Annotated in this window: 21 protein-coding genes; 13 read left to right on the top strand and 8 right to left on the bottom strand. The window is 69.3% G+C overall.

Annotated features, from left to right (window positions below):
- Positions 1-28 precede the first annotated feature (28 nt).
- Positions 29-628, top strand: coding sequence for a violacein biosynthesis enzyme VioE (vioE, locus tag LXT21_RS36070; protein WP_256572268.1), 600 nt, complete (start codon positions 29-31; stop codon positions 626-628).
- Between the two features lie 11 nt (positions 629-639).
- Here vioE and LXT21_RS36065 read toward each other — a convergent pair whose 3' ends face one another.
- On the bottom strand, positions 640-1,635 hold the full coding sequence (locus tag LXT21_RS36065; RefSeq protein WP_254042771.1) for an aldo/keto reductase: 996 nt from the start codon (positions 1,633-1,635) through the stop codon (positions 640-642).
- Positions 1,636-1,786: 151 nt separating this feature from the next.
- Entirely contained in the window at positions 1,787-4,948 is a 3,162-nt protein-coding gene (locus LXT21_RS36060) for an efflux RND transporter permease subunit (RefSeq protein ID WP_254042770.1), read from the bottom strand.
- Positions 4,949-5,086: 138 nt separating this feature from the next.
- Here LXT21_RS36060 and LXT21_RS36055 point away from each other — a divergent pair, with 138 nt between their 5' ends.
- Together LXT21_RS36055 and LXT21_RS36050 are read left to right on the top strand one after the other, a co-directional pair.
- Entirely contained in the window at positions 5,087-5,995 is a 909-nt protein-coding gene (locus tag LXT21_RS36055) for a LysR family transcriptional regulator (RefSeq protein WP_254042769.1), read from the top strand.
- A gap of 86 nt (positions 5,996-6,081) precedes the next feature.
- On the top strand, positions 6,082-7,182 hold the full coding sequence (locus LXT21_RS36050; protein WP_254042768.1) for a M23 family metallopeptidase: 1,101 nt from the start codon (positions 6,082-6,084) through the stop codon (positions 7,180-7,182).
- 15 nt (positions 7,183-7,197) lie between these two features.
- Here the strand turns inward: LXT21_RS36050 and LXT21_RS36045 are convergent, their stop codons facing one another.
- Positions 7,198-8,853, bottom strand: coding sequence for a glycoside hydrolase family 5 protein (locus LXT21_RS36045; protein ID WP_254042767.1), 1,656 nt, complete (start codon positions 8,851-8,853; stop codon positions 7,198-7,200).
- Between the two features lie 166 nt (positions 8,854-9,019).
- Between LXT21_RS36045 and LXT21_RS36040 the strand changes: the two genes are divergently transcribed.
- Positions 9,020-9,439: a hypothetical protein gene (locus tag LXT21_RS36040; RefSeq protein ID WP_254042766.1), complete on the top strand. Its 420-nt coding sequence runs from the start codon at positions 9,020-9,022 to the stop codon at positions 9,437-9,439.
- Positions 9,440-9,447: 8 nt separating this feature from the next.
- Here the strand turns inward: LXT21_RS36040 and LXT21_RS36035 are convergent, their stop codons facing one another.
- On the bottom strand, positions 9,448-10,449 hold the full coding sequence (locus LXT21_RS36035; RefSeq protein ID WP_254042765.1) for a hypothetical protein: 1,002 nt from the start codon (positions 10,447-10,449) through the stop codon (positions 9,448-9,450).
- 248 nt (positions 10,450-10,697) lie between these two features.
- Between LXT21_RS36035 and LXT21_RS36030 the strand changes: the two genes are divergently transcribed.
- From LXT21_RS36030 to LXT21_RS36020, 3 genes are all read left to right on the top strand, one after another.
- A complete protein-coding gene (locus tag LXT21_RS36030; RefSeq protein ID WP_254042764.1) occupies positions 10,698-11,213 on the top strand; it encodes a PepSY-like domain-containing protein in 516 nt (171 codons plus the stop codon).
- Positions 11,214-11,364: 151 nt separating this feature from the next.
- Positions 11,365-12,054 (top strand): response regulator transcription factor, encoded by a 690-nt coding sequence (locus tag LXT21_RS36025; RefSeq protein WP_254042763.1) that lies wholly within the window; start codon positions 11,365-11,367, stop codon positions 12,052-12,054.
- Positions 12,051-13,481, top strand: coding sequence for an ATP-binding protein (locus tag LXT21_RS36020; RefSeq protein WP_254042762.1), 1,431 nt, complete (start codon positions 12,051-12,053; stop codon positions 13,479-13,481). Before LXT21_RS36025 ends, LXT21_RS36020 begins: the two co-directional genes overlap by 4 nt.
- Positions 13,482-13,493: 12 nt before the next feature.
- Here LXT21_RS36020 and LXT21_RS36015 read toward each other — a convergent pair whose 3' ends face one another.
- The 3 genes from LXT21_RS36015 to LXT21_RS36005 form a co-directional block, all read right to left on the bottom strand.
- Entirely contained in the window at positions 13,494-15,080 is a 1,587-nt protein-coding gene (locus tag LXT21_RS36015) for a metallophosphoesterase (RefSeq protein WP_254042761.1), read from the bottom strand.
- Between the two features lie 100 nt (positions 15,081-15,180).
- Positions 15,181-15,966: an ABC transporter permease gene (locus LXT21_RS36010; RefSeq protein WP_254042760.1), complete on the bottom strand. Its 786-nt coding sequence runs from the start codon at positions 15,964-15,966 to the stop codon at positions 15,181-15,183.
- Entirely contained in the window at positions 15,963-16,871 is a 909-nt protein-coding gene (locus LXT21_RS36005) for an ABC transporter ATP-binding protein (protein WP_254042759.1), read from the bottom strand. The genes LXT21_RS36010 and LXT21_RS36005 overlap by 4 nt, the downstream gene beginning before the upstream one ends.
- A gap of 85 nt (positions 16,872-16,956) precedes the next feature.
- Between LXT21_RS36005 and LXT21_RS36000 the strand changes: the two genes are divergently transcribed.
- From LXT21_RS36000 to LXT21_RS35975, 6 genes are all read left to right on the top strand, one after another.
- Positions 16,957-17,460, top strand: a complete 504-nt coding sequence (locus tag LXT21_RS36000; RefSeq protein WP_254042758.1) for a DUF2975 domain-containing protein — start codon at positions 16,957-16,959, stop codon at positions 17,458-17,460.
- Positions 17,460-17,696: a helix-turn-helix domain-containing protein gene (locus LXT21_RS35995; RefSeq protein ID WP_254042757.1), complete on the top strand. Its 237-nt coding sequence runs from the start codon at positions 17,460-17,462 to the stop codon at positions 17,694-17,696. The genes LXT21_RS36000 and LXT21_RS35995 overlap by 1 nt, the downstream gene beginning before the upstream one ends.
- 160 nt (positions 17,697-17,856) lie before the next feature.
- Entirely contained in the window at positions 17,857-21,015 is a 3,159-nt protein-coding gene (locus tag LXT21_RS35990; RefSeq protein ID WP_254042756.1) for a serine/threonine-protein kinase, read from the top strand.
- Complete coding sequence (locus LXT21_RS35985) at positions 21,012-21,905, top strand: RNA polymerase subunit sigma-70 (RefSeq protein ID WP_254042755.1); 894 nt, start codon at positions 21,012-21,014, stop codon at positions 21,903-21,905. The genes LXT21_RS35990 and LXT21_RS35985 overlap by 4 nt, the downstream gene beginning before the upstream one ends.
- 359 nt (positions 21,906-22,264) lie before the next feature.
- On the top strand, positions 22,265-22,498 hold the full coding sequence (locus LXT21_RS35980; RefSeq protein ID WP_254042754.1) for a hypothetical protein: 234 nt from the start codon (positions 22,265-22,267) through the stop codon (positions 22,496-22,498).
- Between the two features lie 135 nt (positions 22,499-22,633).
- The gene (locus LXT21_RS35975; RefSeq protein ID WP_254042753.1) at positions 22,634-23,491 is read left to right on the top strand and encodes a hypothetical protein; all 858 of its coding nucleotides are present in this window, start codon (positions 22,634-22,636) and stop codon (positions 23,489-23,491) included.
- A 166-nt stretch (positions 23,492-23,657) separates the two neighbouring features.
- On the opposite strand, the gene LXT21_RS35970 is transcribed toward LXT21_RS35975, so the two are convergent.
- Positions 23,658-24,179 (bottom strand): efflux RND transporter permease subunit, encoded by a 522-nt coding sequence (locus LXT21_RS35970; protein ID WP_254042752.1) that lies wholly within the window; start codon positions 24,177-24,179, stop codon positions 23,658-23,660.
- Between the last annotated feature and the right edge of the window lie 26 nt (positions 24,180-24,205).

Below are 24,205 nucleotides of genomic sequence, written 5' to 3'. Positions count from 1 at the left end.
AGCAAGCACTCGCGTGGAAGGCCCCGACATGCAAACACGCCCTCCCCCTCCGCTCCTCCCCCTCCAATGGTGCAGCGCCTACGTCTCCTATTGGTCGCCCATGCGACGAGACGACCAGGTCACCTCGGGCTACTGCTGGTTCGACTATGTCCGGGACGTCTGCCGCATCGACGGGCTGTTCAATCCCTGGCCGGAGAAGGAGCGGGGGTACCAGCTCTGGATGTCGGAGGTCGGCGATGTCGCGCAAGGACGGAGCATCAAGAGGAAGATGGCCTATTGGCGGACGGCCACCGTCCTTGGCGACTGCCTCTGTGAGTCCTTGTTGCCGGAGGAGACGACGCCGTTCCACGAGCTGTTCCTGCCTCGCGCGGTGTTGGTCGATGGGAATGCGCGCCATGCCGGATGTGAACCCGTGCTCGGACAACTGGCCGATGCCTGGGTCATCGAGCGGCGACACAAGGCCCCCTTGACGTTCTACACCCAGACCCGAACCAACCTGCTGCTCCGCATGCTCTCCGGGAACGACTCGCAACACGTCTCGGTGCGAGACTTCCCCAATGTCTCTGTCGGAGACATCCCCGCGAACGTCTTTTCGCGGAGCGAGGACACCGCGCGTCCCCTCCCCTAGGCGCCCCGGGCTCAGCGCCCCGTCACCTTCTCCAACGCCTCGGGATAACGCGCGCCCTGCACCGTGATCCTCGACGCGGCGTCGTGTATCTCGCGCAGGTCCTCCGCCGACAACTCGATGTCGGCCGCGCCCAGGTTCTCCTCCAGCCGGCTCTGCTTCGTGGTGCCCGGGATGGGCACCATCCAAGGCTTCTGCGCGAGCAGCCACGCCAGGGCGATCTGCGCGGGCGTCGCCTTCTTCTTCGCGGCGACCTGGCTCAGCAGGTCGACCAATGACTGGTTCGCCTTCCGGGCCTCCGGGGTGAAGCGCGGGACCATGTTGCGGAAGTCGTTGCTCGCGAAGGAGGTCTTGTCGTCGATCTTCCCCGTGAGGAACCCCTTGCCCAGCGGGCTGAAGGGAACGAAGCCGATGCCGAGCTCCTCCAGCGTCGACAGCATCTCCTCCTCGGGCTTGCGCCACCACAACGAGTACTCGCTCTGCAGCGCCGTCACCGGTTGCACCGCGTGCGCGCGACGCACCGTCTGCACGCCGGCTTCGGAGAGCCCGAAGTGCTTCACCTTCCCTTCGCGAATCAAATCCTTCACCGCGCCCGCGACGTCCTCGATGGGCACGTTCGGGTCCACGCGGTGCTGGTAGAACAGGTCGATGGCGTCGACCCGCAGCCGCCTGAGCGAGGCCTCGGCCACCTCCTTGATGTGCTCGGGCCGACTGTCGAAGCCACTCCAGCGCGCCTCGCCCGGCGTCGTGGGCGTGAAGCCGAACTTCGTGGCGATGACCACCTTCCCCTTGAACGGCTCGAGCGCCTCGCCCACCAGCTCCTCGTTCGTCAACGGGCCATAGACCTCCGCGGTGTCGAAGAAGGTGACGCCCCGCTCCACCGCCGCGCGAATCAGCTGAATCATCTCCTGCCGGTCCCCGGGCGGGCCGTAGCCGAAGCTCATGCCCATGCACCCCAGCCCCATCGCCGAGACCTCCAGGTTGCTCTTCCCCAACTTGCGCGTCTTCATGTCGGTTCCTTTCTTCGGAAACGAAGGGGCGAGCAGCCCGCCCGCCTGTCCGCTCCTGACTTCCTGGCGCCGTGCGCCCACGAGAAGAGAGGTACCCACCGCCTCGACCCGTGACCACATCCGCCGCCGTCATGGGCTTTGAAGGAGCACTTCAGGGTGACGGTGCGCCGGGATGCGCGTGCACCCCGGGCAGCGCCTCCTCTTCGTCATCCCGCGTGCGCCGGGAGTCTCCGCGCAGCTTCTGCATCAGCAGGTAGAGGCTGGGGATGAAGATGAGGTTCACCACGGTGGACACCAACATGCCGCCGAAGACCGCGGTGCCCAGGCTGTTGCGCGCCGCCGCGCCCGCGCCCGTGGCCAGCATCAGCGGCACCACGCCGAGCAGGAACGCGATGGACGTCATGAGGATGGGACGCAGGCGCACCTCGGAGGCCTCGATGGCGGCCTCCAACGCGCTGCGCCCCTGCGCGCGCAGTTGCTCCGCGAACTCCACGATGAGGATGGCGTTCTTGCTCGCCAGCCCCACCAGCATGACCAGCCCCACCTGACAGAAGACGTCGTTGGGCAGCCCGCGCAGCACCTGGAGCCCCAGCGCCCCCAGCATCGCCAGGGGCACCGAGAGGATGACCACCAGCGGCAGCGTGAAGCTCTCGTACTGGGCGGCGAGCACCAGGAACACGAAGAGCAGCCCCAGCCCGAAGATGACGCCGGTCTGCCCGCCGCTCTCCTGCTGCTCCAGGGAGAGGCCGGACCACTCCGTGGCCGTGCCCGGCGGCAACACCCGCTCCGCCAGCTCCTCCATGGCGGCCATGGCCTGCCCGGAGGAGACCCCCGGGGCCGCCTGCCCGTTGAGCTCCGCCGAGCGGAACAGGTTGTAGCGGCGGATGACCTGGGCGGACGTGGTGGGCGTCACCTTCACCAGCGACTCGAGCGGAATCATGTCCCCGCTCTCGTTGCGCGCGTAGAAGGCGCCGATGTCCTGGGGCGTGTCCCGGAACTGCTGCTCGGCCTGCAGATAGACGCGGTAGGTGCGGCTCGCGTAGTTGAAGTCGTTGACGTACTGGCTGCCCATGTAGAGCTGGAGCGTGCTGAAGAGCTGGTCCACGGGGATGCCCAGCGCGTTCGCCTGCTGCCGGTCCACCTCCACGTCGAGCAGGGGCGTGTCCGCCGCGAAGGAGGTGAAGACGCCTCGCAAGCGGCTGTCCTCGCCGCTTTTGCCCACCAGCTCGTGGGCGGCGGTGGCGAACTCCGACAGCGCCCTGCCACCGGACGTCTCCTCGACGATGAACTGGAAGCCGCCCACCGTGCCCACGCCTCGAATCGCCGGCGGCAGGAAGGGCATCACCCGCGCGCCGCCGATGCCCGCGAGCGGCCCGCGCAGCCGCTCCACGACGGCGGCCACCGAGTGGCCCTCGCCCTTGCGCTCGTCCCAGGGCAGGAGGTTGACGTAGGCCTGGGCCAGGTTGGAGCCGTTGTTGCCCAGCGACGTGCCTCCGATGACGAACATGCCCCGGAACTCGGGCTGCGCGCGCAGGATGACCTCCAGCTCCTCGAGCACCTTCTCCGTCCGGGCGAGCGACATGCCCTCCGGCCCCTGCACCGAGACGATGAAGTACCCCTGGTCCTCGTCCGGGATGAAGCCCGTGGGCACCACGCGGAACAGCACCGCCGTGGCGCCCAGGAAGGCGACGAAGACGAGCAGCACCCGGGCCGGGTGCTTCAGCAGGACGCGCAGCAGCCGCCCGTAGAGGTGCTTCGTCGCGTCGAGCACCGCGTCCACCGCGCGGAAGAAGCGCCACTTCGGCCCGGCGTGATGTCGCAGCAGCAGCGCGGAGAGCGCGGGCGTCAGGGTGAGCGCGCACACCGTGGACAAGCCCACCGAGGCCGCGATGGTGAGGGCGAACTGTCGGTAGATGGCGCCCGTCGTCCCGGGGAACAGGGCCACCGGCACGAACACCGCCACCAACACGACGGAGATGGCCACCACCGCGCCGGCCACCTCCTTCATGCCTTCCCGCGCGGCGGCGCGGGCGCTCAGGCCCCGCTCGGCCATCAAGCGCTCGATGTTCTCGATGACGACGATGGCGTCGTCCACCACCAGCCCCGTGGCCAGGGTGAGCCCGAAGAGCGTCAGCGTGTTGATGGAGAAGCCGAACAGCTTCACGAAGGCGAACGTGCCCACGAGCGACACCGGCAGCGTCAGCGCGGTGATGAGCACGCTGCGCCACCCGTGCAGGAAGAGGAAGATGACCAGGATGACCAGGACGATGGCCTCCATCAGCGTCTTGAGCACCTCGTCGATGGAGGCGCGCACCGCCAGCGTGGTGTCGGTGGCGTGCCGGTACTCGAGCCCCGGCGGGAACTGCTGGCTCAGGCGCGCCATCTCCTGGACGACGACGTCGCGCACCTCCAGCGCGTTGGCGGTGGGGAGCTGGAAGATGCCCAGCCCCAGCCCGGGCCGGCCGTTGAAGCGCAGGAGCATGCCGTAGTTCTCCGCGCCCATCTCCGCGCGGCCCACGTCCCGCAGCCGTACCAGGCGGCCCCCGGGGTTGCGCTGCACGACGATGTCCTCGAACTCCGAGGGCTCCACCAGACGGCCCCGGGCGCGCACCGCCAACTGGTAGTCCTGATTGCTCCGGCTCGGCGGCTGTCCCACCTGCCCGGCGGCCACTTGCACGTTCTGCTCCCGCAGGGCCCGCGCCACGTCCTGGGGCGTGAGCCGGTGGCGCGTGAGCGCGGTGGGGTCCAGCCACAGGCGCATGCTGAAGCGCCGCTCTCCGAAGAGGCGCACGTCGCCCACGCCCCGCACGCGCTTGAGGGCATCCTTGATGTTGACGTCCGCGTAGTTGCTGATGAACCCCGCGTCGTAGCGGTCATCCGGGCTGTAGAGCCCGAAGGACATCAGCAGCTGATTGGAGGCCTTGCTGACGACGACGCCCGTCTGGCTCACCTCCGAAGGCAAGCGCGCGGCGGCGCGGCTGACCCGGTTCTGGACGTCGACCGCCGCCACCTCGATGTCGCGGGTGGCCTCGAAGGTGATGGTGATGGCGCTCGTCCCATCGTTGCTCGACGTGGAGGTGATGTAGCGCATGCCCTCCACCCCGTTGAGCTCCTGCTCCAGCGGGATGGTGACGGCGGTCTCCACGACCTCCGCGCTGGCCCCCACGTAGGTGGAGGTCACCGTCACCTGCGGAGGCGCCAGGTCCGGATACTGGGAGATGGGCAGGGTGGGGATGGCGATGGCCCCCACCAGCGTGAGCAGGATGGACAGGACGGCCGCGAACACAGGCCGACGGATGAAGAAGTGGACCATGCTGTGTCTGGAGTCGTCCGGTGAGGTCCGGAGGAATACGGGCCACGTCCCCGGGACACTAGGCACCCGCGGGGATATGGGCTTTGAAGTCGAAGTGAACAATCGGCACGCCCCGCGGACCTGTCAGTGACCCACGCGATGAAGACGGCGCTCCTGCCCCAGTTGCAGACCTTCCTCGTGGTGGCGCGGCTGCGCAGCTTCAGCGCGGCGGCCCGCGAGCTGGGCCTCTCCCCTTCCGCCGTCAGTCAGGCCGTGCGCCAGCTCGAGGCGCACCTGCGCGTGGTGTTGCTGACCCGGACCACGCGCAGCGTGTCGCTGACCGAGGTGGGCAGGCAGCTGGTCGAGCGGGCGGGGCCCGCCCTGAGCCAGACGTTCGCGGCCCTCACCGAGGTCTCCGCGAAGCCGGGTGAGCCCGTCGGCCGGCTCCGGCTGTCCGTGTCCCGGGCCGCGGCGCCCTTCGTCATCACCCCCGTGATGCCGACCTTCCACGAGCGCCACCCTCGCGTCGAGGTGGAGGTCGTCGTCGAGGACCGCTTCGTGGACGTCGTGGCGGAGGGCTACGACGCGGGCGTGCGGCTGAGCGAGGCCATCGAGCGGGACATGGTGCAGATGCGGCTCACCGGCGCCTTCCGCTTCCTGGTGGTGGGCGGCCCCGCGTATCTCGAGCGGATGGGCACGCCCCAGCGTCCCGAGGACCTGCTTCGCCACGAGTGCATCACCTTCCGGATGCAGAGCACCGGGGCGCTCTACGCCTGGGAGCTGGAGCGGGGGCGGCGCACCTGGCGGGTCCCCGTGCGCGGTGGAATCGTCACCAACGACAATGCCCTGAGCGTGCACCTGGCGGAGCAGAACCAGGGACTCGCCTATACCCTCGAGCCCGCGGTGGCCGAGCGACTGCGGACCGGCCAGCTGAAGTGTGTCCTGGAGGCCTACGCGCCCACGGTGCCCGGCTTCTTCCTCTACTACCCCAGCCGGGCCCAACGCTCCGAGCCGCTGCGCCTGTTCATCGAGGCGGCGAAGGAGCGGCTCACCCGGACCTTCGACTGACCCGACTCCTTGCTCGATGATGCACATCGCGGCACCGCTCCCTCCTCCGGTGGATGCGACGCGGGGCCGCCCGTAAGGTCGGCGGCATGAGCCTCGACACCCCGATGCTTCGCCTCCCGGCAGTGCTCCTCGTGATGGTCCTCCAATCGTGCGCGGGAGACCCGAGGCCGCTCCCGGAGCTGCCTCCAGAGGAGCTGAGCCCCGAGGTGGAGGTTCCCCCTGGGATGGGGCACTACTGCAGCATGCGCTGGCCCGCGCAGGACTGGGCCTTCGCCTGGGAGCCCGCGACGGACACGGCGCCCTGTGAGCGGCTTCGAGAGCAAGCGCCAGGAGGCACCGTCGCGCGGGCCGGCCTCTACTCAGCCCAGGGACGCAACAACGTGGTCTCCCGATGCGCGGATGGGACGGTGGGTTTGTGGAGCGGCCTCGGCGCCGCTCCGCTCCAGTCCGCGCACGCCGACGCCACGAAGCACCAGCGCAGGGGCTGCGTGTTCACCACGGCGCCCGAGGCGCTGCCCATCTTCGACGCACCCTTCTCCTTGATGACGCGCGTGTTCCACGCCACGGGCTTCGACTTCGCGCAGGACGTCCCCCTCGACGTGGCGGACTTCGGCCAGACAGGCTCGACGACCGCGCACATCGTGGACCACCTGGGGAGAGATCAATCGAACGCCCCCTTCGTCAACAACCACGATGGCCATGATTGGGGAATGGTCACCGGCACGCCCATCCTCGCCGTGGCCAACGGCACGGTCCTCCTCGCCAGAGACAGGCAGGTGCCCTGCACCTCTCCCATCCAGAAGGAGGTCTACATTCAGCACGACGTCGGCTCGGGTGAATACCTGGAGCGGTTCGTGAGCTACTCCGCCCACTTCAAGTCCTACGTCGTCACGGCCGGGCAGGTCGTCAGGAAGGGACAGGTCATCGGCTACGCGGGCTCCACGGGGTGCTCGTCCGCGTCCCACCTGCACCTGGCCGTGGCGCGCTTGACGAACACCGCGTCGGAGTACCGCCGGGACTACTCGATTCCGAGCACGGACCACCCCCCCATGACGAGCAACATCGAAGTCTATGGGTGGGCCGCGCCCAGCGGCTTCGACCCGTGGGCGTGGCGCAACCACCCCAGTGGCGCCCTCAGCATCCACCTGTGGAACGACGGGCAGGCGCCCGTGAACCCGAACTTCTGACGGTTCCCCCCGCGCTCACAACGCGAGGAAGTTCGCGGTCAGGAACGCGGCGTACCAGTTGATGGGGGTGACTCCGTTGGCCGTGTAGTCCCCCGTGTGGCTGTTGGTGGTGAGCTGCCAGGGCGCCAGATCCCACGGAGACCAGCCGAGCCACACGTCTCGGTTGTTGTTCATGAACGTGAGCGCGTTCGTGATTTGCGTCTGCGCGTACGACGCCTGGTTCGGAATGCCCATCTCGGACAGGAACAGCTTCTTGCCGTTCGTCCTCGCCCACTGGGTGACGGCCGTCAGCTGGGCGCCGTAGGACGACTCGTCGTTGCTGCCGTAGCCTTCCGGGTAATACGAGTGCATGTCGAAGGCATGGTTGTTCGCGCTGTCGGTGATGGACAGGGCGGCGACCGAGTCGAGCGGACCTCCGCCCGGAGCCCACGTGTGCCAGTGCCCCACGTCCGACCCGCGCGTGTTGGGGACCAAGATCAGCTGGGTGGACCCCGTCGCTCGCACCGCGTTGATGACGGTCTGGATGCCAGAGAACCAGGTGGTCGAATTCATCGGCAGGTCGTGCGGCTCGTTCATGAGGTTCAGGACGACCTTGGGGTTCGTCTTCACCAGGTTCGCGAGCTTCGTCCAGACGTCCGCCAGGTGGGCCACCGTCAGCGTCCCGTCCCCGATGACACGCTGGACGTAGTTCGAGGTCTGGTTGCCCGCGCCATCGAACGCACCCGTCGCGTAGCGGTTGTAGTTGTGCAGGTCGAGCACCAGGGTGAAGCCCTGGGTCGTGGCCAGGTTGATGTAGTTCAGCATGCCCGTCGAATAGGCCCCATCCAGCGGACCATTGAGCGTGTGCTGGAGGCGCTCCCATGAAATGGGCAGACGAATCAGGTTGAAGCCCTTGCGCTTGTAGTACGCGAGCTCGGCGTTCGCCTGGGTCGACGACGGCATCTCGTAATACGTCTGCCCCGTCCAACCATCCCAGTCGTTGCCGTACTCCATCCCCGCGCGGTTGATGCCGCGGTAGGCGACGCCCGTGGGATAGGTCTTGCCTCCCGTCACCTTCTCCAACGCGATTCCGTCCATCCCATAGGTCACCGCGGAGACACTCTGGAGGGTGACCTTGTTGAACGTGGTCAGCGCCCCCGCGAGCGCGCTCATCGGGACGGTGACCCGCGTCCATTCGCCGGCGGGCAAGGTGTCGAAGCTCGGGTTGGCGTAGGCGCCAATCGCGACGCCCGCATTCCCATCCGTGCCCTCCTGGCTCACGATGAGCCGCAGGCTCTTGATGGCCGCGAGGCTCGCCGTGCCCGGACGGATGGCGAAGCTCACGGCCTTGTGGGTGTTCGTCGGGAACGTCTGTCCTTCGGCGCCCAGGGCAAACCCACTGTCCGCGCCCGAGGTGACCTGCAACGACGAAGTCCCATAGGCCTTCGTGCTCGTCGTCGATGTATAGGAAATACCGCCCCAGCTGTAGCCGAGGTTCCAACCCGCCGTGACGGAATCGTCATACAGGACGGTCTGATAGGACGTGTCCAACGGGGGCAGGAGCGACTGCTCGAGCACACTCACGGGCAGGTCTTCCTCCTCGCCGGGAAGTGGCGCACAGGCCATCCCCGCGATGAACAGACTCCCCAGCAGCACATCGAGACACTTCCTCGAAACCGAGCGTCGTCCCATCCACGCCTCCTGGTGTCTGGAAAGGATTGGGCTCGAGGGCGGCGAGGTCAACACCCACTCATCCCCACCGTCCAACACTCCACCCGAGCGCGCTGGATTGAAGCCCGCGCTCCGCCCGGCACATGATGTCGCGCCCCGGTGAGGGGCTTCGACTCAGGGAGACATCATGCGGAACCTCGTGGTGCGTCTGGCGGTGCTGTCTTTGGCGGCGTTCGGAGGGTCCGCGCTGGCGGCGGACAAGACGGGCGCGCCGGCGCTCGCCGTCAAGCCTCTCTCGGACCAGGACATGGAAGCCCACGCGGGCGCGGGCTGTTCGCTGGAGAAGGGAGACCAGGTCTACCTGCTCGACGACCTCAGCCAGGCCGTGGTGCACGTGGACGGGAAGGTCTTCGAGCTCAAGCCGAGCAAGGCGGACGCCAACCTGTCCCTCCTCGAGAAGAAGGGCGACAGCCTCAAGTACGCCGACGCCACCGGCGCCGTCACCGCCGAGGTCGTGATGACCACGCGCAAGGCGCTGAAGCTCACCCTGAAGAAGGAGGGCAAGACGGCGTCCGTGGACAAGCTGAAGCTGGTCTGCGGCGACTGACGGCGCCCCTAGAACTCCGCCGCCAGCTGGCCTCCGGTGAGCTTCGCCACCTCCTGGCGCAGCGCCGCGCGCACCGCCTTGCTGTACTCGAAGTTCAGCGTCTGCCGCATCACCAGGAGCATCTCCTCGGGGAGCTGGTAGGACACCGCGCGCTGACAGATGACCTCCTGTCGGCGCACGTCCACGAGCTTCGCCACCGCGGAATAGCGCCCACCCGAGTAGGTGCTCCCCGCCACCTGCAGCGGGGGCTCGTCGATGTCGTCGAAGAGCACGACGTGGCTGATGAACTGGTTCGCCGCGCACGGCCCCAGGTTCACCCCCTCCTTCTTCATCGTGGGCAGGCACTGGAAGCCGAGGATGTCGCCGATGTACGTGGTGCGCGGAGTCCGCGCGGAGGGGTCGTCGCCGAGCAGGTCCGCGTCCAGGACCAGCACGCCCCACTTCGGCAACGCGGGGAGGCCCTCGCAGACCTCCTGGTCCACGTCGGGGCCCTTCAGCGCCGCTCGCACCGCCGCGAACGCGTCGTCCATCCAGGCGCGCCGCAGGTGCTCCACCTGGGCGAGGGCCTCCTTCGCCGGCTCCGGACCCGTGGGCGGGTCGAACTGGCAGTCCAGCAGCTCGTGCGAATACCCCGCGAACGCCCAGCCCCGAGGCCCCTTGGAGAGGCACAGCGTCGGCACGGAGCCTCCCCCCAGGACCGCGTCATCCCAGTCGCTGGCCACGACCAGTCCGTGGAACCTCACGACCCCGGGGCGCGTGGCCTCCAGCGTGACGCGCTTGCACTCCGCGGTGAGCACCGTGTCCCGCTTCAGGTAGTGGCCCTCGACGACGAGGCACGCATCCTCGGGGCTCAGGGTCTCCATCGCCGTCGCCCGTGCGACGAGCGGTCCCAGGACCCGCACCCGCGCCTCGCGCGCCTGGGACACCCGGTGCATGCCCCAGACGAAAGCCCCACCCGCCACCACGGCCAGGACCACCACGCCACCGACAAGCCTCTTCAGGATGCGCACCGAGACCCACTCCTCTTCGCGCGCCCCCACCCGAGGCGCCGCGCCTGTTCAACGGACCTGCGCGCGGGAAGTCTCATGGCCGAGACGGACAAGGCCGTGTCCCACCTCGGCCACGGCCTCGCGAGCCCTCCCCAGGTCGGCGGCTCCTCGCGGGAAGACCTTCTCACGGTCCTCTCATGAACGGCCGCTATCTACGGCAACGGCAGCACGGCGGTGGATGGTCCACCGCCCGAGACAGGAGCACACCCATGAAGACCTGGAAGATGGCGGTGATGGGAACCCTCGCGATGATGGGGGCCGTCGGGCCCGCCTGGGCGAAGGACGTGGCCGTCCAGCCCTCCGATGTCCCCGCGGCGGTGAAGGCCACCGTCGCCAGCAAGTACCCCGACGCGAAGGCCCAGCGCTTCTCGATGGAGGAGGAGAAGGGCCAGCAGGTGTACGAGGTCGTCTTCGATTCCGGCGCCCACAAGGTGGAGGCCAGCCTGACGGCGGATGGCACCCTGCTCTCCGAGGAGCGGACGCTCACGCGCCAGGAGCTGCCCGCCGAGGTGGGCCAGTCGCTCGCGAAGTCCCCCTACGCCTCGGCCCGCGTCCAGCGCATCGAGAAGGAGACGAAGGGAGACACCGTCCGCTACGAGCTCATCGTCGAGCAGCAAGGCAGGAAGCAGGAGCTCGTCTTCGACGGCCAGGGCAAGCTGCTGGAACACGGCCGTGACGCCGGGAAACACCCGGGCGGGCAGCACGGCGAGGAGGACGAGGACTAGCACCGCGTGACGTCCATGCCCCGGGTGGGGCCGTGTGTCCCGAACACGGCCCCGCCTTCGTTGTCCTCCCGGCGGACACGGTGCTACCGCTGGCGGACAGGAGGGCGGCAGGCCGCTCGTTCCCGTTGCGTGAAAGGCGCGCCCTGGAGGCGTGTTCACTCCCACGATGCGCATCCTGGTCGTCGAAGACTTCGCGCCGCTCTCCCGCGCCATCGTCCAGGGACTCCGGGAGGCGGGGCACGCCGTGGACCCGGCCATGGATGGAGAAGAGGGTCTGGCGTGCGCGCAGTCCTGTCCCTACGACGTCATCCTCCTGGACGTCATGCTCCCCAAGCTGGATGGGCTCACGCTCCTCCAGCGACTGCGCAAGCAGCGCCACCCCGCGGCCGTGCTGCTGCTGACGGCGAGGGACACCGTGGCGGACCGTGTGCTGGGGCTCGACGCCGGCGCGGATGACTACCTGGTCAAGCCGTTCGCGTTCGAGGAGGTGCTGGCCAGGGTGAGGGCCATGGCCCGACGGCGCTATGGCCAGCGGGAGACGCAGGTCCTCATCGATGACCTGGAAGTCGACCTCACCGCCCGGACCGTGAAGAGAGCCGGGCGCGCCATCCCCCTGTCCGCGCGGGAGTACGCCGTGCTCGAATACCTCTGCGCGCGCCGAGGACACGTGGTGACCCGGATGGAGATCTGGGACCACGTCTACGACTTCGCGACCGAGCCCTCCAGCAACGTCGTGGATGTCTACATCGGATACCTGCGACGGAAGATCGACGCGGACCACGAGCACAAGCTCATCCAGACGCGCCGCGGGCAGGGCTATGTCCTGGGAGCGCCGGAATGAGTCGCGTGCCCTCGCTGCGGCGCAGGCTCGCGGTGACGAACGCCGTGGTGCTGGGAGCCGCGCTGTTCGGCTTCTCCCTCCTGCTCCACGCCGTCTTCACCCGCGCGCTGACCCATCAGTTCGACAACACGCTCGCCGCGGAGGCCCGCGCCATCGCGAGCCTCATCGAGCGCAAGGATGACGGCCGCTGGGAGGTCGAGTCCTCCGCGCTGCTGCTCCTCACCCAGGCAGACGCGCCTTCCTTCTTCGAGGTGCGGAGCCCGGACGGCCAGCTCATCACCCGCTCCGCGGGGCTGCGCGAAGGACAGCTCCCCAGGACGCCCTGGCCCGCCGAGCCCGTCCACCTCGCGCTCGAGCTTCCGCAGGGGCTGCACGGCCGCATGTTCACGGCGCGGCTCCCCGCCGGGGACGAGGAGGAGGGTGCCGTCCACGTCGTGGTCTCCGTGGCGCGGGAGACGGGGACACTGGACACCGTCACCTCGCTGCTCACGGGGGCGCTCGTGGCCACGGGCGCGACGACGCTCGTGCTCGCCATCCTGGCGGGCGTGGTGGCGACCCGCCGGGGCCTGCGCCCGCTCGAGGCGCTCGCCTCCCGCGTGGAGGCCATCGACGGCGCGCGGCTCGACACCCGGCTGGAGGAGGCGGAGGTCCCCGACGAGCTGCGTCCGGTGGTGACACGCCTGAACGGCCTGCTCGCGCGACTGGAGGTCGCCTTCGAGCGGGAGCGGCAGTTCAGCGCGGACGTGAGCCACGAGCTGCGCACGCCGCTCTCCGGCCTGCGGACCATCCTGGAGGTCTCCGCGATGCGTGAGCGCTCTCCCCGCGAGCACGCCACCGCGCTCGCCGAGGCGCTCGGCGTCGTCGGGTTGATGCAGGGCCTGGTGGAGCGACTGCTCCTGCTGGCGCGCCTGGACGCGCGGCAGATGCCCGTGAAGCAGGAGGCCATCGCCCTGCGGCAGCTGGTCGACGCCAGCTTCACCCCGCTCGCCGGCCGTGCACGCTCGCGCGGCCTGCGGTTCGAGAACCTCGTGGAAGGCTCCGTCGTCCTGCGGTCGGACCGCGAGAAGCTCCGGCTCATCCTGGGCAACCTGCTCGGCAACGCGACGGACTACACGGAAGCCGGGGGCATCATCCGCGTATCGAGCGACCTCGAGCGAGGCCTCCTCGTCGAGGTCGAGGACAGCGGGCCGCACATCCCCCCGCCCATCCTGGAGCGCATCTTCGAGCGGTTCTACCGCGCCGATGCGTCCCGCACGGGGACCGAGGAGCACAGCGGCATCGGCCTCTCGCTGGTGCGCTCACTGGCCGGCGTGCTGGGGGCCACGGTGAGCGCCGAGAACCGCCCCGGTGGCTGGGTGGCCTTCGTCGTTCGTCATGACGGTGGGGCGGCGGGTCCTTCTCCACATGGCGGGGACGGACCGGGCTGAAGCGAGCGCGGCTCAATCCCGCCGGGCCTGGCGACGGAGTCCCGCCCGACGCAGTGACCTGGCCCACAGCTCGACGAGCGGCAACAGCGGCGCCGCCATGGCGCCCGTGCAACCGCCCGACGATAGGGGCCCTGTCGTCTCATGGAGCGGCTCGGCCACCACCTGCCGGCCCGGACGCGGCGCGGGCCCCGGAGGTGGAGCCGGCGGACGCGGAGGAGGCTCTGGGAGCGCAGGCGGTGCTTCCACCTCGATGAGCAGCCGCTGCTCCGCGCGGGCGTACCCGAGGGCGGCCCGCACGCGGACCTCGAAGACCCCTGGCGTCTGGAACACCTGCGTGTGGTCGGGCCCCGTGCCCACGACGTCTTCCTTGCCCAGGAGCCATTCGATGCTCGCGCCCTCACGGCTCGGTGCCGCCGTGAAGGCGACCGTCAGGGGCGCGCGCCCTCGAAGGGGACTGGCGACCACGGACAGCGTGAGGTCGAATCGCTTCGAGAGGGTGAACTCATCCGCGATGCCGCCATCCGGTGTCACCAGTCTCGCGGTCAGGACATCCTCATGGATGCGAACGCTGAGGAAGCCATAATCCTTGTCGCTGCGCACCGAGGTCCACCGGGGCTTGGGGACCGGGAACTTGCGCAGCACCGCGCCCCCCGTTCCCACCACGACATAGGTCACCCCGGGCTTCCCCTTGGGCGCCACCCGCTCGCCCACGAGGGGAAACGTCCGCTCGTAATCATGGTCATGTCCGGCGAGGACCAGGTCCACGCCCCCCTCCTCGAAGACCGGCGCGAACATCTCCCGGAACTGGGTGTCGATGCCGTGTCCGCCGCTGGACCAGGGAGGATGGTGCATGATGACCAGCTTCCAGCGCAGCGGGCTCGCGCGGAGGTCCTCCACGAGCCACGCGTGCTGCTCCTCGGCTGAACAGTCGCGGCCGGCGAGCCCCATGGCGCAGCTCGTGTCGATGGAGACGATGTGCGCGTCGCCCCAGTCGAACGAGTAGTACCGCTCCGTGCCCCTGGGGTTGTTCGTGGGGAGATGGAAGTTGTCGAAGTAGGGCTGGGCGCGGTCCGTCAGGTATTCGTGATTGCCCGGGGTCGCGAAGACGGGCGTGCGCCGCAGCAGCTTCGCCATGGGCGAGAAGAACCGGTTCTGGAACTCCGCATGCGTCCCGGATGAGTAGACGTTGTCGCCCAGCCCGAGGAACAGCTGCGGGTCCGCGGCGTGCATGGCCTCGACCACGCGCAGCTGCATCACCCCTCCGGTTCCCGAGTCTCCCACTGCGATGAAGTGGACTTCCTCCCCGGGCGCGGGGGCCGTCCGGAACGTGAACGGCCCGAGTTTTTCCTCACAGGCCTCCACGACGTAGTCGTAGGCCGTCCCGCCCTGGAGTCCCTTCAGCGGCAGCACGTGCTGGGTGCGCGCCACGTCGCTCGTCACCAGGCCCTCCATCGCCGCCCCAGCCCGGCCCAGGCGAACCGAGGCGGGGCATGGGCGCTGGAGGTTGAAGACGATGAGCGCCTGCTCCTGTGTCACATTCTGGAGGTAGGGCTCTCGGGTGAACGGGCCCGCAGCGGCGCTGCCGCCGAGCAGCACCACGCCCCACCCCACCCACCCTGCGAGTCGGTCGCAACGCACGGCCGAGAAGATGGCAGGCGTTCGATGGGGCGCGAGTGTCCCAGGGTATGAGCCTGGGCGCTCAACCCTTCTCCTCCCGGGTCGCGAAGAGTCCGTAGCCAACGAGCGTGAAGAGGAGGGAGTACCCGAGGGCCATGACGTGGATGTCCACCGCGGGCGTGGCGACCTTCGCGCTGCTCCATGCGCTCAGGTATTCAATCATCGTGTACGAGTATGGGATGACGAAGTTCCACCGCCAGGACAGCGCGGCCAGCGTGCCGACCCAGAGCATGAAGCCGATGCCCACGGGGGTGAGGAAGTTCCGGAAGCGCAGGCTGATGGCGTACTGCAGCGCCACGATGGGCAGGCAGTCCAGGAAGAACCATCCATTGTCCCAGAGGAAGCGTGCATGGGGCACGGGCCCCTTCGGGAAGGGCACGCCCGACACGAGCAGCGGCGGGAGGACGGCGGACAGGTAGATGCCCACGTTGAACAGCACGAAGAACTGTCCGAGCATCAACAGGACGATGGCGAGCTTGGAGAAGTAGAGGGTCGCCAGGCTCAGCGGCAGCGCGTGCACCAGCTTCCAGGCGTTGTTCTTGTATTCAATCTGCGCAATCAGCGTCGTCGCCAGGATGCCCCCGATGGGGAGGTAGAAGATGGCCGCCGACTCCCACGAGCTCTTCCAGAGCGCGGACCAGAAGTCCTCCTTGGCGTAGAGCGCCGGCAGCGCCTCGTGATGGAGCAGCCGGACCACGACGACGATGGCCGGCGTGAAGAACGCCCCCAACAACACCATCCAGGAGGCGAGGCTCTTGCGCTGCTTGAGCCACTCACTCTGGAGACTGAAGAAGAAGGCCGGGCTCATGGGCGCACCTCGATGAGCTCCATGAAGTTGGCCTCGAGGTCGTTCCCGCCGGCGCTGAGCTCGTACACCTCCAGGCCCTGACTCACGAGGCACCGGTTCACCGCGGCGACCTCCCCGTCGGAGGACCTGGGCAGGACGAGCCGCCCTTCGTCGGCCCGCGCTCCCAGGCCCTGCTCCGCGAGGACTCGTAGGGCCTTGCCGTCATCGTTGGTCCGCAGGCTGAGCGTGAGCCCGCGCGGCTGTCTGCGCTTGAGCTCGCTCATCGGCCCCTGGAAGCGCATCACCCCGTGGCTGATGACGCCGACGTCCGTCACCAACCGCTCAATCTCCGCCAGCAGGTGGCTGGAGATGAGGATGGTGATGCCGTGCTCGCGGTTGAGCCGCTTCAGGAGCTCTCGCATCTCGATGATGCCGTTCGGGTCGAGCCCGTTGGTGGGCTCATCCAGGATGAGCAGCTCGGGGCTGTGCAGGAGCGCGATGGCGATGCCCAGCCGCTGCCGCATCCCCAGCGAGAACTGGCGGGCGCTCTTGCCTTTCGTGTCCGCCAGGTCGACCAGGGACAGCACCTCCTGGATGCGACGGGGCGGGCACCGATGCACCCGCCGCAAGAGCTCCAGGTTCTCGACGGCCGTGAGGTGGTCGTAGACCGAGGGGCTCTCGATGAGCGCGCCGACCTTGCGCAGGATGTCGATGCGATGTGCGTCGAGGCTCTGTCCGAACAGGGTGATGGAGCCCTGCTGCTTCTTCAGCAGCCCCAGCAGCAGCCGCAGCGTCGTGGTCTTCCCGGCGCCGTTGGGCCCCAGGAAGCCGTAGATGCTCCCCTGAGGCACCTGGAGCTCGATGCCTCCCAGCACCGTGTCCCCGCCATAGCGATGCACCAGCTCCCGGACTTCGACGCAGTTCATGGACCAGGACCTCGAGTCGAAAAATTTAACTCTAAATTAAATGAGTGGCCTCGGAATTTAAGTCAAGCTTAAAGTCCCCTTCGCCATGACCGCGAAGACCACGACCGCCCGAATCCGCAGCCGAAGCGGGCAGCTGCGTCGCCTGATGACCCTGCTGGTCGCGCTGCTGACGGCGCTGCTGGTGTTGGAGCGCTTCTCCGCCGTCACGCTCGCGCTGTTCCGGGAGGGGGGTGGGGAGTCGGCGCGCCGGTGGGCGCAGCAGGGCGTGGCGGCGGTCCCGGAGGTGTTCTACCTGCTGGCGCTCTGGTGGGTGCGGCAGGCGCTGGCGGCGTTCGCGCGAGGCGAGCTCTTCACGCCGACCATCACCCGCGCCCTGCGTCGCGTCGGAGTCATGTTGGCGTCAGGCGCGCTGCTGGGCGTGTTCATCGTCCCCAGCCTGATGCGCGCGCTCGGCTTCCAGCCGGGCTATGTCATCGCCTACGACGTGGGAGGTCTGGTGCTGGGCGCGGTGGGGCTCGCGCTGACGCTCCTCGCGCACGTCCTGACGCATGCCTCCGCTCTGCAGAGCGAGCTCGAAGAGATCTTCTGATGCCGATTCGAATCATGCTGGACGAGGTGCTCGCCCGAAGAGGCATGAAGGCGAAGCAGCTCGCCGAGCAGATTGGCGTGAGCCAGACGCACCTGTCCCTGTTCCGCTCGGGCAAGGTCCGTGGGGTGCGCTTCTCGACCCTGTCCAAGCTCTGCCTGGCGCTCGGCTGCGAGCCGGGGGAGCTGCTCCGCTACGACCCCGACCCGGCGGACATGACGACGGGCGAAGAGGACTGACGCGACGTACATCGGAGAGGCTCGCACACCCCGGTGGAAAACCAACGCCATCGCTGTAAGACAGTCAACGCAAGGCAGTCCACGCAATCCTGTACATTCCTCCTCGTGAATAAGGAGGGCGCGGCCCTGTTCACATCCCAGTTTTCCCGAGGGGGGCCTCATGAACGAGCGAAAAACCATACCCGCCACCCCGGCCGGACCGGAGCGCGGGGCGGAGTCGTGCCCCTCCGAAACGACGCTGGCGGACTTCCTCGCGGGACTGCTCGCCGAAAGCCACCGCGCCCACGTCCTGGCCCACGTGGAGCGCTGCGCCGACTGTCGATGGGCCCTGGCCGCCGGAGACGACGTCCGGACCCAACTCGATGATGCGACGGCGCCCACCCTGGCTCCCCTCCAATTCCTGACACCGGGGACCCGCGTCTCCCGCTATGTCGTGCGAGCGCGGCTGGGCGCTGGCGCCATGGGTGTGGTGTACGCGGCGGAGGACCCCGAGCTGGGCCGCCAGGTGGCCCTCAAGGTGCTGCGCCCCGAGGGACGCCAGCGCGCGGAGTTGCAGCAGCGCCTGCAGCGCGAGGCGCAGGCCCTCGCCCGGCTCTCCCACCCCAACGTCGTCACCCTCTTCGACGTGGGCACCCACGAGGACTGCCTCTTCTTCACGATGGCGTTGGTGGAGGGCACCACCCTGGCGGAGTGGATGAAGGAGCGTCGAGCCTGGCGGGAGGTGCTGCGCGTCTTCCTGGAGGTGGGACGGGGGCTGGCGGCCGCGCACGCGGCGGGCCTGGTGCACCGGGACATCAAGCCCGCCAACATCCTGATGGGGCGCGATGGCCGCGTCTGCGTCACGGACTTCGGCATCGCCCGGCTCCTCGACCCACACGAGGCGCTCGCCGTGTCGCCGGAGAGCCCCGAAGCCCTCCCCCATCGCCTCGGGCGGCTCACCCGGACGGGCTTCCTGCTGGGCACCCCGGCCTACCTGGCCCCGGAGCTGCTGCGCGGGCGACCCGCCGACGCGCGCTCGGATGAATTCAGCTTCTGCGTGGCGCTCCACGAGGCGCTCTACGGAGTACGCCCCTTCCCGGGAGCGACGCTGCGGGAGATGGCCCAGGCCATGCTGAAGGACCAGGTGCGCCCGCCCGAGCGCGACACGCAGGTCCCCGTCTGGGTCCGACGCGCGGTGCTTCGCGGTCTGCGCGCCGACCCCGCGGAGCGCTTCGCGTCGATGGAGCCCCTGCTGGCGGCCCTCACCCCTCCGCCCCGACGGGTCCGGACCTGGGTGGCGACGACGGCGACGGTGACGGGGCTGCTGGGCGCCCTCGTCGCCCTGGGGGTGACGCAGCGGCGCGAGGCCCGCTGCGCTCAGGAGGCGCAGAAGCTGGAAGCCGCCTGGGGCCCCGCGCGGCGCGAGCGCGTGCATGCGGCCTTCCTCGCCACGGGCAAGGACTACGCCGCGCCGACCTGGGAGCGGGTCTCCACCGCGTTGGACGCCTATGCCCACCAGTGGCGCACGCTCCGGACCGAAGCCTGCCTCGCCACGGGCCGGGAGGACCCGGGCAAGGACTCCTGGCAGACGGCGGCGTGCCTCGACACCCGACTGTGGCAGCTCGCCACCACCGCGGAGGTGCTGGAGAAGGCGGACGCGCGGACCGTGGAGAAGGCGCTCGTGCTGACGAGCGCGCTCGAGGGACTCACCAGCTGCAGGGACACCCCCGGGCTCACCCACCGTCCCCAGCCACCGGACCACCTCCGGCCTCGCGTGGACGCGGCACGGCACACGCTGGCGCAGGCCCGGGCCCATCTGCTGGCGGGCCGGCGCACCGACAGCCTCGCGGTGACGGCGGCGCTCCTCGAGGACACCCGCGCCCTCGACTTCAAGCCCCTGACGGCCGAGGTGCTGCTCGCCCACGGAATGAACCAGGAGAGCGACCAGCCCCAGCAGGCGGAGGAGTCCCTCTACCAGGCCCTCTGGGCCGCCGAGGCCGGGCGTGACGACGAGACCGTGGCGCGCGCCTGGATGGCGCTCGTCCGGGTGGTGGGCGAGGCCCTGTCGCGCCCCGCGGACGCGGAGAAGCTCGTCCGGCATGCCCAGGCCGCCGTCGAGCGCCTGGGCCGCGAACGCTTCCCCGACCTCACGTCGGACCTGCACCTCGCCCTGTCCTCGCTCCGGCTCCAGCAGGGGAAGCTCGAGGAGGCCGAACAGGAGGCGCGCCAGGGACTGGAGTTCTCACGCGAGCGCCAGGGCCAGGACAGCCTCCGCGCGGCGAGCCTCCTCCACCAGTTCGGGAAGATCCGCATGCTCCAGCGCCGGGACCAGGAGATGTTGGAGCTCCACCTCCAGGCGCTCGAGATGCGCAAGCGGCTGCTGGGCCCCGACAACCCCTCCCTCGCCGTCTCCTATGACAGGGTCGGCTCCGCCTACCACGGGCTGGGCAGGAACACGGAGGCCATCGACACCTGGCGCAAGGCGCTGGCCCTCCAGGAGGCGGCGCCCGTCCCGGAGCCCGGCGTCCTCTCCAACCTGCTGCTGAACCTCGGCATGGCCTCGCGCGTCGCGGGGCGGATGGACGAGGCACAACCCCTGCTCGAGCGGGCACGCGCTCTCCTCGAACGCATCCGTGGACCCGACCACTTCCTCGTCGTCGAGGTCATCATGGAGCAGGCGATGATGCATGGCGACCAGGGCCGCAACGACCAGACCATCGCGCTGACCACGGAGGCCCTGGAGCGCCTCCAACGCTCGCTGGGCCCGGACACGCCCCGGGCCTCCAGGCCCTTGCTGATACGGGGGTACGCGCACCTGTTCTCCGAGAACCATCACGAGGCGCGGCGCGACCTGCGGGATGCGCTGACGCGGATGGAGAAGTCGCAGGGCGCGAAGGGGGCGGGCATGCTCTCGGTCCTGCTGCCCCTGGCGGAGGTGGCCGTGGCGCTCGAGGCTCCGAAGGAGGCGCTCATGTACTGCGAGCGCGCGCGCAGGCTCACCGAGCAGGTCCAGAGCCAGCAGACCGCGGACGGAGCCAGCGCCCTGACCTGTGTCGGCGAGGCCCACCTGGCACTGGGGGACACGAAACAGGCCCTGCCCTTGCTCGAGCGCGCCTGGCGCACCCTCCTCCAAATGGGTGAGCAGAGTGACCCGCTGACCGCGGCGAGGACCGCCTTCGTGCTGGCCCGGGCGCGGATGCAGGAGCGTCCAATCCCCGACCGGGTGGGAGCGCACGCGATGGCCGAGGAGGCGCGGACGCGGCTGGAGTCGGTGGGAGTCCGGGGTCGAGCAGGGCTCCAGAAGGTCCTCGCCTGGCAACGAAGCGAGGGGTTGCGATGAGCGGCGCGCGGAAGACGGAGGACCTGGTGGAGCATCTGCGAGCAGCGCTGCCGCCGGAGCGCCGCCCGGAGCTGGAGGCCGTGGAGGGACTCGAGGTCCTGCTGCGCCGACATCTCACGGCGGCCCGGACCCGCTGGCCCACGCCGAGCCTGTCCGATGAGCGCTTCGTGCGATACCTGGCCGCGCGGTTGCCCGCGGGCAAGGTGTCCGAGGTGATGCGTGTCCTGCGGGCCGAGGACCTGTACCTCGCATGCGCTTGTGCCAGCGGCGAGCCCACCGCCCTCGAGGACTTCGAGCGGCACATCCTCCGGCACCTCCCCGCCCGGCTCGCGCGCCTGTCGCCGAGCATGCGGCAGGAGGTGCTGCAGGTGGTCCGCGAGCGACTGCTCGTCGCCAACGGCGACACGCCCCCGCGAATCGCGAGCTATGGCGGGAGGGGGCCGCTGCTCAGCTGGGTGGGCATCGTCGCCGCGCGCATCTCCGGAGAGCTGATGGACCGGGACACGCACCTCCAGCTCGTCGCGGAGTCACCCGAGGAGCTCGCGCGGCACCTGTCCCCGCGCGACCCCGAGTGCGCGCTGCTGCGCGAGGACGCGCGCCGGCTCCTCGCCGAGTCGCTCCGAAGAGCCGTGAGCGTGCTCTCCGAACAGGAGCGGACCTTGCTGAGCCTGCACCATCTCCATGGGTTCACCCTGGACCGGTTGACGCGCATGTACGGCGGTTCGCGCTCCGGCATCGCGCGCAGGGTCGCGGCCACTCGCAAGCAGCTGCTCGAGCGCGTTCGGCTGGAGCTTGCCCCCCGGTTGAAGCATGACGTGCTCGCCCTGGAGAGCCTCCTCGGACTGCTCGGCAGCCGACTGGAGCTCAGCCTGAAGGGCTTGCTGGACTGAAGCCCGTCGTCCCCGGCGACCCGAAGTGGAGTGAGGGCAAGCAAGGGCAGAGCGACCCCGTCCGGGTCCGGCGCTGGGGCCACGACGCGGGGACCAATGCCAACACGGGCGGCTGCGGCACGGACCCCATCACGTTCGGCGGGGGCCACACGGATGTGAGCACCCGTCCCTGGTAGCGCCAGGTTCCGTGCTCTCGAGGACCTCCCAGGCGGGCCTCGAGCGGCAGACCGCACGTGAGACATCGGTGGGGGTGAGGGCTGCTCGCGAGGTCATGCCCTTGCTCCGTGGACTCGGGCATCCTTTCCCATCCGCATCGAGGACCGCGTGAGCGCTCGCTCGATACACACCTGGAGCCGGACATGACGAAGCGATGGATGAGCGCCGTGGTCTTCACGGTGGCGCTGGTGCTGGGCGCCTGTGGTGGACTGGAAGAGGGTGAGGCGCCAGAGCAGGTGCCTGCCGCGGACATGCAGGAGTCCCAGCCCGGGGACACCCACCAGCAGGCCATCCCCTGTGACGCGCAAGGCCGCTGCCCCGCCAACCTCTCCTGCACCATCGGGTGGACGTGTCGCTACGCCGGCGGACACGTGTAGCGCATCACGGCATGATGCGCCCCTGAGCCAGACACGGGGAGGACTCCCTGGGGGCCGGGGAGGACGTCCGTGGGGGCAGCTGACACAGGAAGGCCAAGGCAGGGTCATTGCCTCTGGGCACGGGCGTGCCTCGCCATGATGGCGTGGGGACTCTGCGCCTGTGACACGGAGGAGATCCACCAACTGAGAGACACGGTGCGCACCGCGAGGCTCGTGCACGTGGAGATGCACTATCTCGTCACGCACCTCGACGAGAGTGCACGAGAGCTGCAAGCCATCGAGCAACAACTCCACCGCCACTGCCCTCCTGCCCAGGAGGACGACCTGCGCGCCCTGCTCGCGAAATCCCTGGGGGGCGCGGAGGCATCCCTTCTTCAGAAGGACCGCGAGGGAGTGGTGCTTCGGCTTCAAGGGACGGGAGCGGAGCGCGGCCTCGAGGCAGTCGAGACGCTCGGGCGGAGCGCGCCCTTTCTCTCACTCGTCCGGCTCTCCCGTCATCAACAGGCGTGGTCGATGGACCTCGCCTCGGGTCCGGCCTGTCCGACACTGCAGGCCGTCGCGGCCACGGTCACCCGGTTCCCACTTCCTCCTCGGGGGATGTTCTGGCCCGGAACCAGCCAGGAGCTGAGGGAGGAGATCATCGCCACGGAGCGCGACATCCAGCGATGGGAGTCCACCGTCCTGGCGGGAGGGCTGGCGAAACTCAACTCCCGACTCGCGCTGCTGGAGCGTCTCCGGACACGTCAGTCGACTGGACTGGGACACCTCACGGGTCAGCTGCCCCTGGCCAAGGGATTCCTCCAGCTCCCGGTCGCGCCATCGCTGACGCTGTCGCACCAGGAGGACGGTCGATGGCTGCTTGAAGGCGACCTCGCTGGAATGGAGGTGGATTGGTTCGAGCACTTCGGACGGGCGGGCTACGGAGTGACAGGAGACCGGTCCGGCCCCTTGCTGCTGATTCATCGCTCGCCGCGGAAGCCGACAGGCGGCTGACCGAACCGCGGGAAGAGCACGGGCACCACCAGCATGTTGAGGAAGGTGGAGGACAGCAGCCCGCCTGGCTGATGGTGTTCGGGCCCGACTCGCGCGTCACGCTCGCGAGCATCTTCAAGGGGATGGGCGGCCCCACCGGCGTGTCCACCAACGCCGAGGCGATGGCCTACAAGTCGACCCGGGAGGCGTCATCCAGGCGCACCGCGATGTCCACCACCCGCTGCCCCTCCAGCACCGAGCCCACCGTCTCCCCGGCGAAGGCCGGCTCCACCGCCTCCGCGACCTCTCCCGTGGTGAGCCCGCAGCGCGCCACCGCGTCCCGGTCCGCGTGAATCTCCAGCTCCGGGATGTCCAGTTGCTGCTCGATGGCCACGTCCACCGCCCCCGGAGTGCCCTCGGTCACCTTCTTCACCTCCTCGGCGAGGCCCCGCAGCCGGTCCAGGTCATCCCCATGGACTTTCAGCGCGATGTTCGCCCGCGTCCCCGACAGCATGTGGTCGATGCGGTGGCTGAGCGGCTGACCGAGGGTGACGACGGCGCCGGGCACCTGGGCCAGCGCCTCGCGCAGCGCCTCCAGCAGTGACTCCTTGTCCCGAGCACTTGTTCGGCGCGGCCCGTGCGACGGGCGGTGGACACGACCTCGTCCGGTGGTGCGGAGCCCACCTCCATCGAATCGCTCCGAATCCACCGGACATGACTCCAGGCCTCGTGTGC

The organism is Myxococcus guangdongensis (assembly GCF_024198255.1).
In the GTDB taxonomy this organism is placed as follows: domain Bacteria; phylum Myxococcota; class Myxococcia; order Myxococcales; family Myxococcaceae; genus Myxococcus; species Myxococcus guangdongensis.
The sequence above is the reverse complement of the archived record's forward strand: the minus strand, read 5'-3'. Positions and strand labels throughout refer to the sequence as shown.